9 protein-coding genes and 1 pseudogene are annotated in these 11,267 nt (G+C 66.9%); 4 read left to right on the forward strand and 6 right to left on the reverse strand.

Features of this window, described 5'->3' with window-relative positions; genetic code table 11:
- Window positions 1-3: 3 nt before the first annotated feature.
- Entirely contained in the window at window positions 4-1,407 is a 1,404-nt protein-coding gene (locus Q7A36_RS31100) for a family 16 glycosylhydrolase (RefSeq protein ID WP_305107681.1), read from the reverse strand.
- A gap of 192 nt (window positions 1,408-1,599) precedes the next feature.
- Between Q7A36_RS31100 and Q7A36_RS31105 the strand changes: the two genes are divergently transcribed.
- Window positions 1,600-1,872: a helix-turn-helix domain-containing protein gene (locus Q7A36_RS31105; protein WP_305107682.1), complete on the forward strand. Its 273-nt coding sequence runs from the start codon at window positions 1,600-1,602 to the stop codon at window positions 1,870-1,872.
- A gap of 510 nt (window positions 1,873-2,382) precedes the next feature.
- Here Q7A36_RS31105 and Q7A36_RS31110 read toward each other — a convergent pair.
- The 4 genes from Q7A36_RS31110 to Q7A36_RS31125 all read right to left on the reverse strand — a co-directional run bounded on the left by Q7A36_RS31110 (window position 2,383) and on the right by Q7A36_RS31125 (window position 5,624).
- Entirely contained in the window at window positions 2,383-2,778 is a 396-nt protein-coding gene (locus Q7A36_RS31110) for a helix-turn-helix domain-containing protein (RefSeq protein ID WP_305107683.1), read from the reverse strand.
- Window positions 2,779-3,080: 302 nt separating this feature from the next.
- Window positions 3,081-3,542, reverse strand: a complete 462-nt coding sequence (locus tag Q7A36_RS31115) for a hypothetical protein (RefSeq protein ID WP_305107684.1) — start codon at window positions 3,540-3,542, stop codon at window positions 3,081-3,083.
- The gene (locus Q7A36_RS31120) at window positions 3,535-4,635 is read right to left on the reverse strand and encodes a methyltransferase (protein ID WP_305107685.1); all 1,101 of its coding nucleotides are present in this window, start codon (window positions 4,633-4,635) and stop codon (window positions 3,535-3,537) included. The genes Q7A36_RS31115 and Q7A36_RS31120 overlap by 8 nt, the downstream gene beginning before the upstream one ends.
- Window positions 4,632-5,624, reverse strand: a complete 993-nt coding sequence (locus Q7A36_RS31125; protein WP_370655733.1) for a Bug family tripartite tricarboxylate transporter substrate binding protein — start codon at window positions 5,622-5,624, stop codon at window positions 4,632-4,634. The genes Q7A36_RS31120 and Q7A36_RS31125 overlap by 4 nt, the downstream gene beginning before the upstream one ends.
- Window positions 5,625-5,799: 175 nt before the next feature.
- Here Q7A36_RS31125 and Q7A36_RS31130 point away from each other — a divergent pair, with 175 nt between their 5' ends.
- Both Q7A36_RS31130 and Q7A36_RS31135 read left to right on the forward strand, forming a co-directional pair.
- A complete protein-coding gene (locus Q7A36_RS31130) occupies window positions 5,800-6,753 on the forward strand; it encodes a LysR family transcriptional regulator (protein WP_305107686.1) in 954 nt (317 codons plus the stop codon).
- A gap of 148 nt (window positions 6,754-6,901) precedes the next feature.
- Window positions 6,902-8,323, forward strand: a pseudogene (locus Q7A36_RS31135) (IS1380 family transposase).
- Window positions 8,324-8,708: 385 nt separating this feature from the next.
- Here the strand turns inward: Q7A36_RS31135 and Q7A36_RS31140 are convergent.
- Window positions 8,709-10,016 (reverse strand): IS4 family transposase, encoded by a 1,308-nt coding sequence (locus tag Q7A36_RS31140; RefSeq protein ID WP_305107689.1) that lies wholly within the window; start codon window positions 10,014-10,016, stop codon window positions 8,709-8,711.
- Between the two features lie 433 nt (window positions 10,017-10,449).
- Between Q7A36_RS31140 and Q7A36_RS31145 the strand changes: the two genes are divergently transcribed.
- Window positions 10,450-11,267 (forward strand): replication protein RepA (locus tag Q7A36_RS31145; RefSeq protein WP_305107687.1); only part of this gene is annotated, 818 nt, incomplete at its 3' end.

An 11,267-nucleotide genomic window follows, 5' to 3' on the forward strand; every position in this document is an offset into this window, starting at 1 on the left:
CTGCTAAATCAGCGGGTGATCAAGAGCGCCTGTCAGCTGCGCGGCCGAGAAGCCGCCCGTGGTGCTCTCCGTCGCGTAGACGTAGCCCTGGAGCGTGCCAGTGTTGGCGACGCCCTCGAACTTGGAGCCGATGCCGGGGCTCTGGTTGGTGCCGCCGTCGACGTAAGCCTGCGGAACGTGGGTGGTGAAGGTTCTGAAGGCGTGGTCGTCGACGCCGAAGGTGATGTGGTCGCGCTGCCAGTCGACCCAGTAGGCGTGCGGCTGCGAGGCATCCACGCCGGTGTAGACGAAGCTGTCGTAGCCGTTGTTGTCGAAGCCGCCGTCCCCGGCGACGCCGTTCTTGGCCCAGTGGAGCGTCCCGTACGGCTGGCCGGCACCGTTGATCTCGACGAGGTCGATCTCGGGCCCGGGCCACTTATCGTCCGCGGGCCAGAGGCAGAAGTAGGTGCCGCTGTGCCAGGCCGGCGTGAGGCTGCCGAACAGGACATGCAGACCGTAGCTGAGGCCGCCGCTCGGGCCGTTTGCCGGGATCATCAGCCCGGAGAAGCCGTCGTCGGTCCGCACGGCGGAGTAGCCCACCCCATTAGCAACGCCGGCATCGCCCCAGGCGTTGGTGAAGAGCCCCCGGCCGTTGCCGAAGTCCTCGACGTACCGGATGTCGTAGTGACCGCCGTTGAAGTCGAGCGTCCTATCATCGACAACGGCCGGAGCGCTGCCGCTCACCGGCTTGCCCATGGCGTAGATGTCGGGATTGAGGCCGGTGCCGGCCAGTGCCTCGTTCGCCTGCTGCTGGTAGGCCGCGAGGTCTTGCTGCGTAATGCCATACTGCGCCAGTGCGGCATCGGTGGTGTCGAAGGCGCCGCTGCCAGCCTTGTCGGTCAAACTATTAGCCTGTGCGGTCGCGTCCGGGGCCACTGTCGTGCCCACCGCTGCCGTTGTCCCGGTCGGAGCGGAAGCGGTGGTGAAATCGCCCCACTTGTAGGCGGCGTTCCAGATGCCGCGTGCCGCACCCGGGATGGCCTGCCCGTCGTAGCTTGCGTCGTCGATGAATAGGTTCCGGTCATTACCTGACACCGCCATGACCGCGGCCGGGTTGCTCCAGTCGGCAGCGCGGTTGAAGTCGTCATTCAGGTAGTTGATCGAAACCACGTGTGCGCCGGGTCCCCAGGTGCCGTGCAGCGCGATGGCGTCCGAGGCTTGGCCGTGCAGCGAAGAGACGGTGAAGACCCCGCCCATCTGCACACCGTCCACAGAGACGGTGAACTGCGGCATCAGCCCGGCATAAGGCGTGCCACTGACGTGCAGATCGAGCGTGTTCGGGCCGGTACCGACGCCGACAACCCTCGTGCCTGCCGGTGGGTCGAGAGGCTGCAAGATAGCACTCGCAGCAACGGCGGGCGTGGTCATGCGCCGTCTCCTTTGGATACACGTCGCGGCGACACCGAAACGGCGAGGACGGCGGGCGCGAGAGCCAGGGGGACAAACCTCTGCCGGAATGTGTTAGGTGGCACGCTCCGTCCCTCCGACCCTGCCTGGGTCTTCTTTACAGTGAAAGGTTTAACCATAATGCGCATGCCCAGCAGGAAAGGCAAGCGCGGCATGGACGTACTCAGCCCGGCACAATGCAGGGGAGCTCGCGCGATGTTGGGTTGGAGCCAGGACCGGCTCGCCCAAGCGGCCGGCGTGTCGAAGCCGACGATCAACAGCTTCGAACAGGGCAGGCGGTCGCCGATGCCACAGAACCTTGAAGCTATGAAACGTGCGCTCGAGGAGGCGGGCATCGAGTTCATTGGCAGGAACACCGGCGGTCGCGGCGTTCGCTTCCAGCTGCCGGATGCCGAAGAGGACAGCCCGCTCGAGAATGAGTCCTGACCGCCCGAACTTGGCGTGCGATGCGACCAACACCTCCTACTGCGAGCGCCCGAGGGCGCGCTGCGGCTGGAGGTCGAGCCGAGCACCGGAGGCCCGTACCAACCCGCAGGCGGCAGTCGAGCTGACGCGGGTCGTGCCTCGTGCCGGGCATTCGCAAGCTCGGTAACCCAGCCTGGACGGGACGTCGCCATGCGACACCGGTGCGGTTCAGGGTGCCGGCAGACTGCCAGGATGCTCTCTCTGGCAGGCCATCAACGATATCCTAAGCCCACTCAAATGGTCCTGTCGTGAGGGAATATACGGAGCCTCGTCAGAGCTGGATCAGCTCACCGTGATCAGTCTGGATGGCGAGGTTGCGGAACAGGAATGCCGACGCGGATGCGCGACCTACTGGGATGTTCCAGGACGAGCGGAAGGGACCGGGATGGGAGCGCTTGTGGTCAGGCCAGGAAACCTCAGGGTGCTGCGGAAGCGAGGCAGGTCAACGGAGCGCTGTGCCGCAGGTCTCGCCTACTTCTTCTCTGCCCCGAGCACCTCGGCAGTCGCGGCCTGCAGTTCCCGCAGCTCGTCGAGAAGAGGAACGAGAAGGAGGATCAACGCGGACGACGTGTTATGCAGCCGCCGTACCCGCGCCATCTCCTCCGAGAGATCAGGGCCGGAGGGCATGACCTCCTGGATCTCCAGGCCGAGCGCCCGCAACAAGCGCCGCAAGCCCTGGATGGTGACGTTCTGCCGGCCGTCCTCGATGGAGTAGATCCAGGTCTTGTTGGTCCCGATCGTCTCGGCCAACTGGGAGCCCGTCAGGCCGGCGCGCTTCCTGGCTTCGCGGATGCGGCTACCGATGGCCTGGAGCAGCGGGTCCGGTTCCGCGCGCGGCCCATTGGAGGCTCCCGAATGCCTCGCCATCCTGAGCCGTCCTCCTGTCTACGCCCGGCATCGCGACCAACCTACCGAGTAGGCTGGCGTGGTCCCGGCTTGGCCAGGTGACATCCAGGACGCGGATAATTTTGTACGACGAATGGGGACCGCCCGTCACTGCCCCAGGTATGCAAAAAGCGTCTCGCCTGGAGCCCGGATTGTCCTTCTTTCAGTGGCAATAGGGTTTTTAGACGTCTCCATGCGGATGCATAGAATGGTCCCGGCCGCGCTGTATTGCGATGTTCATTTCCCGTCGCAGGGCAAGGTGATACAGCGGGCGGGTGAGGCGCCTAGCCTCGGGTCTTGCGGTGGTGCCGCGGGCAACGAGCAGCGGTTACTGAAGTCCTCAGGCTCTGCACCGTCGGAAGTAACCCCTGCTCTGCCGCCAAGTGCTCCAGGTCGGAACTGAGGGAGTGGATGACCTGGACGCTCTGCGGGTCGCGCTCATTATCGGCGTCATAGAAGCGGCTCAGCGCCTGACTCTTGAGCACCGCACCCAGCAGGGTTCTGGCTGGGGTCTCGGCGAGCAGCCTGGCCCGGATGCGGCATTCGGAGAGCAGGCGGTCTGCCCGCTCCGCCAAGCGCGGAAACCACGGGCTCGGCGGGCTCTGCATTTCGATGTTGTAGAAGAGCTCGATGGCTGCCTCGTACGCATCCGTCAATGCATCCAGGCGCAAGGCCAATCGGACGAGAGGAGCCTCGACATGTCCGGCGAGGCCTGTGTCGTCAGCGTTTTGCGGGCGGTCACTCATGGGGCCCGCATCCCGCCGCCAGCATCGGGCCCTGCTGCCGCACCGTCTCGGCGTCCCTGGGAACCGGGAGCGCCTCGACCACGCTGAACGGCGTGCCGGTCGGAATCACCTGTGTCAATCGCAGGCCCGCCGCGCCGAGCAGGGCGCTGAACTCGGCGGCAGTGCGCTCGCGTCCGCCGTTCCGCACCAGCATGTTGAGATCGCTCAGAAGTAAGGTGCGCACGTTCGACCCCGAGGCGACGCGCTCCGGCAGCACCCGCTCGACCAGCAGCAGGCGCGCGCCGTCCGACATTGCACGGCGACAGTTCCTCAAAATGGCCAGGGCAGATTCGTCGTCCCAATCGTGGAGGATGCTTTTCAGCAGATAGACATCACCGCCCACCGGCACAGTGGCAAACATGTCACCTTCCACCACCTCGCAGCGCTCCGCGATGCCAGCCGCCCGGAGAAGGTCCGCAGCGCCAGTCACCACTGTCGGAAGATCCATCAGCACGCCGCGGGCCCGTGGGTTCGAGCGAAGGATCTCGACCAGCAATCGTCCCTGGCCCCCGGCCACGTCGACAACCCGCGCCACGCCGGAAAAGTCGTAGCTCGACACCAGAGCCGCGGCGACTGACGCGGATAGAGCCGTCATCCCGGCATTGAACACCTTCCCGAGCCGCTCATCGGCGGCGTAGCGCGCGAAGGCGTTGCTCGTCCCGAAGAGATGCGTGGCCGCAGTCTCGCCTGTTCGCACGCTGTGCTCGAGCTCGCTCCAGGTGCGCCAGAAGTCCTCGTCGCCCCACATTGTCACCAAGTCGCTCACCGAATCGGGCGCACTGGCGCATAGGCAGGTACCGAGGGCGCCGAGCCCGAAGCGGCCGTCGGCCTCCTCTACGAGTACCTCAAACGCGACGAGAGCGCGCAGCAGGCGACGGAGCGAGGGGGCATGCGCATCCGCGGCGGCCGCCAGTTCCTCGACCGATCTTGGTCCATTGGCCAGAAGGTCTGGAATGCCAAGACGGACGGCGACGTGCAAGGCGCGCGAGCCCTGGTAGGCGGTTGCCAGCTGCAACACCTCAGCGATGGCGGAGCGGGGTGTGCCGCCTGTCATCGTGGCCTGCCTTCGGGCGTTCCGACATTACGTTCGGCCAAAATGGCGGCCCGGGCGTCTTCGTTGGCCGCCATGTTCCATCGCACGAAACGTTCGGCGTCGGCCGGCGAACCTTCCGTCGCTTCCAGCCCCAACTCTGCGAAGCGTGCACGGAGCGCTGACACCCGCAGGGCCTCGTTCAGCGCAGCGTTCAACCTGCTGACGGCGCCAGCGAGCGTACCGCCGGGCGCGTACAGAACAACCCCGCTGTTGTAGTCGAGGTCGGAATGCCCGGTCTCGGCGATGGTTGGAACCTCGGGCAGCCCCGGGAGCCGCGTCGCGGACAAGACGGCGAGACCGCGCAGGCGCCCAGCAGCCACGTGCGGCTGCACCGGCGCTGACGACTGCACCACGAAGGAGATCCGCCCCGCCAGCAGGTCTCCCATGTAGCTGTCCCGATAGGGGACGTGTGTCGCCTCGATACCGACGCCGCGGCAAAAACGGACGGCGGCTACATGGAAGGGGCTGCCGACACCGAAGGAGGCATAGGTCAGCTCGCCAGGTCGCTGCCGTGCCAACGCCACGAGCTCGGCGACCGAGGCGGCACCGAGCGACGGTGCGGCGGCCACGAGCCAATGGTCGCGTGTGACGCGACCGACGGGCACCAGGTCCCGCAGCGGATCGAGCGGCTGCCTACCGGCAGCGAGGAAGACATCGACGAGCGAGCCGACGCCGCCGAGAAACAGCGTGTGCCCGTCCGGCGGTGTGCGCAGGACGGCCTCGGCAGCGAGGATTCCGCCTCCTCCCGGCTGGTTTTCAACCAAGACGGGCGCATTGAGCGTCTCCTGCATAACCCGGGCGACAGCGCGAGCGGCTAGGTCAATGGAACTGACCCCGGGCGGCACCGGCACCACGATTCGTATCGGGCGGCCCTGGACAACCTCGGCCCAGCCTGCCCACCAAGGGCCCCCAGCAAGGTTGGCTGCAGCGGCAGCCAGAACCATGCCCATCGCAGTCCGCCGCCGGCCAGAGGCATGACGCGAAATTCTAAGCACGTCCACATCTCCTGCGAGTGCTTTGGCGCAAGGTAGACTTTTCAAGAGGCTGCTTGGAAGCCGTTCCTTTCGCACTTCTCTCCTGAGCCGGATTCAGAAATGCGGAGGGCTGCGTACGGGGAGGGTTGTCATGAATCGTGTGCGCAACCTGGAAATGCTGGTGCGCGCCACCGAGGCCGGCAGCTTCACCGCTGCCGCTGCGACGCTGCGTGTCACGTCCTCGGCCGTCAGCCATGGCATTGCCGAGCTCGAACGGCAGGTCGGTGTCAGGCTTATTCACCGCACCACACGGCAGTTTCGGCTGACCGACGAGGGTCAGGCGGCCTACCGCTGCGGCCGTGACATTCTGGACCGGCTCGGAGAACTGGACCTGCTGGCGCAGACCTCGGCGCATCCTGAGCACCTGACCGGCACGTTGCGCATCGGGCTGAGCGCGGCGCTGAACCGTCACCTCGTCACTCCGCGCATCGGTGGTTTCCTGCGCCGGCACCCGGACTTGAGCCTGGAAATCCTCACTCAGTATCGGCCGAGCGAGATGCAGCTGGCCGGCATGGACGTGCTGTTGCGGGTGGAGGAGCCAGAGAAGACCCGCCTCGTCGCGCGGAGGCTCGGTGTCATTCGCCATGGCCTTTATGCGTCGCCGTCCTACGTCGGCGAGGCCGGTGCCCTTGAGCATCCGGAGGATCTGCTGCGTCACCGCTGCCTGGTTTACAAACCGCCACATCTGCCTCACTTGGCGGACGAGTGGCAGTTTGAGCGCGGATCGGAGCGGCCGAGAGTTCGGGTTCCGAGCACGGTGGTGACGGACGACCGAGAGGGCCTGATCGCCATGGCATGCAGAGGTGATGGGATCATGCGCATCGGCATGTTCGATCCAGCCCTGATCTCGTCAGGCCAGTTGGTGCCTCTCCTGCCAGGATGGCGGCTGCCACCAGGTCCTCCGGTCTACGCCCTATACCGTCGGACACCGCAGTTGCCGCCCCGAATCTCGGCTTTCCTCGGTTTCCTGGCCGATGCTGTGGCAGAATTCGACCCACGAGAGGAAACACTGGTTCGTTCCCTGTCGGGGCCGCTCGCTGCATAGCTTGGCGGGCGGCCGCGCGGTTCGACCGCGGCGACCCGCCGGTCACCCCATCGTATTCTCGCTGACAGCGCTCTGAGCGGGTTCTTGCGCGAGATGCGTTTCTGATTCAGGCATTTGCGCTGCGATGTCAGCGAGAGCCGAACCACCCATGGGTGAAACGCCATCGACCTTCCATCCGAGCTTCAACGCAGGCGTGGTGATCGAGGCTCGTGTCGAACGCCTCACCAGCGACGCAGGCGCGGTGATCACGCGCGAGGTGATGGAGCGCAGCGGGATCATCGACTGGCTGACCGAACGGCTGCACGATCCACGCCAACCGCATCTGGTAACCTATCCCTTGGCCGACCTGCTGCGCACCATGCTGCTGCTCTTCGCGCAGGGCTGGCGCGACCAGGACGACGCCGATGCCCTGCGGCTCGATCCCGCGCTGCGGCTGGCCGCGGCCGGGACGCGCAGCACCACGCCGCTGGCCGAGGGGGCACACCTGGCCTCGCAGCCGACGCTGTCGCGCCTGCTCGACATCCTGACGCTCGAGCCCAACCGGCCCGTGCTGCGCGAGGCGGTCGGCGAGCTCGCCGCCCGGCGGCTGCGGGCCGAGCGTGGAGGCCACAAGCTGCGCTACCTCACCATCGACGTCGACGGCCTGCCGGTCGAGGTGCATGGTGAGCAGCCGGGCTCGGCCTGGAACGGGCACTATCACCAGCGCATGTATCACCCGATCATCGCCTGCGCGGCAGAGACGGGCGACCTGCTCGATGCCCGGCTGCGGCCCGGCAACGCGCACACCGCCTAGGACGCGCTCGACTTCGTCCTCGACCTCGTCGACCGCCTGGAAGGCTCCATGTGCCAGGTTGCGGCGGTGCGCATGGACGCCGGCTTCCCCGAGGAGCAGCTGCTCGCCGGGTTGGAGCGGCGTGGCACGCCCTATGTCGCCAGGCTGCGCAACAACCGCGCGCTCGATCGGCTGGCCGGGCTGTACCTCAGGCGCCCACCGGGACGACCGCCGGCCGAGCCGCGGCTGTGGCTGCACGAGCTGGAGTACCAGGCCGGCCCCTGGTCGCGCCCGCGCCGGGTCGTGCTGGTGGTCAAGGAGCGCCCGGACGACCTGCTGCTCGACCACTTCTGGCTGCTGACCAGCTTCAGTGCCGCCGCCGTGCCTGCCGAAGATCTGCTGGCGCATTATCGACAGCGGGGCACAGCGGAGGGCCATTTCGGCGAGCTAATGGACGTCCTCGCGCCGGCGCTGTCCTCGGCGCCGCGCACCAAAAGCCGCTACCGTGACAACCCGCTGCCGGCGCTGCCCACCGGCATCGACGCCGCCGCCCGCAACGAGGCCATCCTGCTGCTGCACCTGCTGGCCTACGAACTGATGCATGCCGGCCGCCGCGCCATGGAACTCGCCACCCAAACCGGCTGGAGCCTGCGGCGCTTCCGCGAGCGCGTGCTGCGCGTCGGCGGCCGCGTCCTGCTCCATGCCCGTCGCGTCACCCTTGTCATCGCTCAGACTGCCGCCGGCCTCTGGAGCGCCCTCTGGCCTCGCTTCGAGCGCTTCACCTGGGCGGGGCCCTGAAGCCAACCTCCGTCCAACACGCCGTGCCGCGCAAAACTCCGCCAGCATCCTCGGCGGACGAGCCCGCATGCTCGCAGCACGCATCAACCACGCTGCCAACGCTGCCGCAGAGCCCCTGCACGCGCTCAACAGACGCCGAGCCCTCCAAAAAGGCGCTTCGCGCCGCCATCGGCGGCCCACCCGTCACCTGACGCCGCCCGACACGGCGTCAATGCGCCCGAGCGTGAATACGGCGGGGTCACTCTGCTCGATGGGGGCGGGCGTCCTCAGCCTCCTACGGAATGCCAATGACCCTGGGACGTCGCCGAGGCATTCATGGCTGACACCGATAGGAGTGGCGCCTTGTTTGGCCGCGGGCCAATCGCGGGCGTGAGAGCCACCCCTTTCAGGGTGTTGCTGCCTTGGCCTCGGCGAGGACGCGGGCGGTTGAGAGGTGCGTTCGTGCGGTCTTGCCGTCGACGTAGCCTCTCTTCGCAACCGGTTTGGGCTTGCGCGGGCTGGCCGCGACTTGACGTGGCACGACGTTGCGGGCGAGCCGTAGCAGATGCGCAGCGACCGCAGCTGGGTCGGGGTTGCCGGATGTCGACGGCGTGTCGGGTAGGGCGATGAGCATGCCCTCGTAGCCGCCGCGGACCTGCAGAGCCAAATGGTAGAGCGACACCTGCAGGGCGGGGTGAGTGGCCAGGTGCGCCTGCTCGATGCAGCGCTGCAGCAGGGCGAGGACATTGTAGGCGAGCACGGCGACAGCGAAGCCGAGCAGGGCGGCGCGCGGATGACCGAGGCTGCGCAGCTCGCTGTTCAGTGCCGCTTCAAGCCGCTGGAACATGCCTTCCACCGACCACCGCCGACGATACAGCTGGGCGATCTGTCGCGCGTCAACCCGCTCAGGCAGATTGCTCCACAGCCGGATCACGCTCTCACCCGCCTCGGTCGGCGTGTCGAGAGTGAGCTCAATGCGCCGCCAAGGCTGGGACGATCCGGCCAACTCGATCCGCTGCTCGCGCACCACACCAGTCTCGCTGCGGCCGCAGTCGCGCCAGGGTCCCTCTGCCGCCAGCTTCGGATGACGGCCATGCTCGCGCACCAGGAAGCCGGCCTGCGCCGCCTGCCAGCCCAGCAGGACCGTTCGCGTGCAGAACTGCCGATCGGCAATCCACAGCTGCCCCGGTTGAGCGCTGTCGAGCAAGCCAGCGACGGCGGCGCGCTCGCTCTGGTGCGCATCCTCACTGGGCAGGATGTCCGTGACCAGCCCGCAGTCCGGGTCGTAGACCACCAAGGTGTGCCCCGGCAGCGCCGCGCCGCGATGCCCGCGCAAAGGGGCGAGGCGCTTCTCGCTGGCTGGCAGGTGGTTGCCGTCGAGCACGCGCAGCTGCCAGCCTGGCAGGCTGGCGCCGCCATCCCAGCCCACGGTCACCGGCGCCAGCCGCTCGGCGCTGCCGCGGACCAGCGCCCTCAGCACGGCAGGCTCGGTGCGATTGACCTTGTCGTAGAGCGCGCCGAGCGACACCGGCAGCGTCTCCAGGCTCCGCGCCGCCGCGTGCAAGGACGGGCGCAGGCCGAGGGAGACCAGCGTCACCAGCTCGATCACGGTCGAGAACAGCAGCTCGCGCGAGTACTGCCGCTGCCGATGCTCTTCGAACACCGTGTCGATCCACTCGCTCGGGAGGGCGTGCTCCAGCGCGATCCGTGCCATCACGCTCGCCGGCGCGCGCTGCTCAAAACGCTCGAGGACAGAGGTCCGCATGGCGTCGCTTCCGTTCCTGCCTGCAATCGCAAGCCGAAAGATGGTCCGGCCTCAACACCCTGAAAGGGGTGGGCGTGAGAGCGCTAACCTCTTAAATCGCCGGACGGCAAAGGCCACTTTAGGCTCTACGGACGGCGACCATGGCACGTGACGCGAGGAGGTCTGTCCACAGCCCGGTTGGGGACTTTACCAGGGCTGGTGGGGACTTTGCCAGGGACCCATCCGAGGCGGAACATGCTAAATCAGTAGGTTAGAAAGTTATCCCGGGGACTTTGCCCAGCCACTACAATTAGAATTACAATTAGCTTCCCTAGTAGCTGTTCCTGGCAAAGTCCCCAGCGACAATCGGTCGGGATATGTGCGATGCTCCTGGGCCATGGCAATGGTCCACGACATCCTGGATGCCGACGGCAAGGCGGCCGCGCTGCGGACCGACATCAACCAGCATGTGGTCGAGGCGGCCGCGGGCTACATGGCGGACGAGAGCGCCGCGATCGGCTTCCTGTACTCAGGCTGGTGCCAAGCGGCGCTCCCTCACCGACGCCTGCCAGATGACGCGCCGTGGCAGATCAGCAGCGAGCACGTGACCCTCGCCGTCGAGCCCGGCCGGCGCCGGGATGGCTCCGGCAATCTGGTGCCCGTGGGAGTGCCCTATGGCAGCCGCGCAAGGCTCATCATGCTCTACCTGCAAACGGAGGCGCTGCGCACCAACTCGCGCGACATCCCGCTCGGGAGTAGCCTGCGGCACTGGCTCGGCTGCATGAACATCAGCAGCGGCGGCAGATCGCAGTATGCCGTCCGTGAGCAGGCCGAACGCATCGCGCGCTGCCGTTTCACCTTCCACGTCGAGGCAGGCAACAGGATCGGTCTGCTGAACCAGAACGTGCTGGACACCGCCATGTTCGTGCCGACCGGTGATCCGGCCCACCATGCACCGCTTGCGGGATTCGCCCGGCTCTCCGAAGTGTTCTTCGACCAACTTCGTAGCCATCCGGTGCCGGTGGAAGAGGCGGCCATTCAGCGCATCAGCAACAACTCAGTGGCGCTCGACGTTTACGCTTGGCTGGCCTACCGCCTGCACGCCTTAGCACACGCCACACCCATCTCCTGGGCCGCGCTGAAGGGGCAATTCGGCGTCGGCTGCGTTCGCATGGACAACTTCAGGCCGACCTTCCTGGAAAACCTTGGGCTGGTTCTCGC

The sequence above is a fragment of the Paracraurococcus lichenis genome, assembly GCF_030657435.1.
Lineage (GTDB): Bacteria > Pseudomonadota > Alphaproteobacteria > Acetobacterales > Acetobacteraceae > Paracraurococcus > Paracraurococcus lichenis.

Coding starts and splice junctions, on each gene's coding strand:
- Q7A36_RS31100 (WP_305107681.1), bottom strand. CDS start 1,407: ATGACCACGCCCGCCGTTGCTGCGAGTGCTATCTTGCAGCCTCTCGAC.
- Q7A36_RS31105 (WP_305107682.1), top strand. CDS start 1,600: ATGGACGTACTCAGCCCGGCACAATGCAGGGGAGCTCGCGCGATGTTG.
- Q7A36_RS31110 (WP_305107683.1), bottom strand. CDS start 2,778: ATGGCGAGGCATTCGGGAGCCTCCAATGGGCCGCGCGCGGAACCGGAC.
- Q7A36_RS31115 (WP_305107684.1), bottom strand. CDS start 3,542: ATGAGTGACCGCCCGCAAAACGCTGACGACACAGGCCTCGCCGGACAT.
- Q7A36_RS31120 (WP_305107685.1), bottom strand. CDS start 4,635: ATGACAGGCGGCACACCCCGCTCCGCCATCGCTGAGGTGTTGCAGCTG.
- Q7A36_RS31125 (WP_370655733.1), bottom strand. CDS start 5,624: ATGGGCATGGTTCTGGCTGCCGCTGCAGCCAACCTTGCTGGGGGCCCT.
- Q7A36_RS31130 (WP_305107686.1), top strand. CDS start 5,800: ATGAATCGTGTGCGCAACCTGGAAATGCTGGTGCGCGCCACCGAGGCC.
- Q7A36_RS31140 (WP_305107689.1), bottom strand. CDS start 10,016: ATGGCACGGATCGCGCTGGAGCACGCCCTCCCGAGCGAGTGGATCGAC.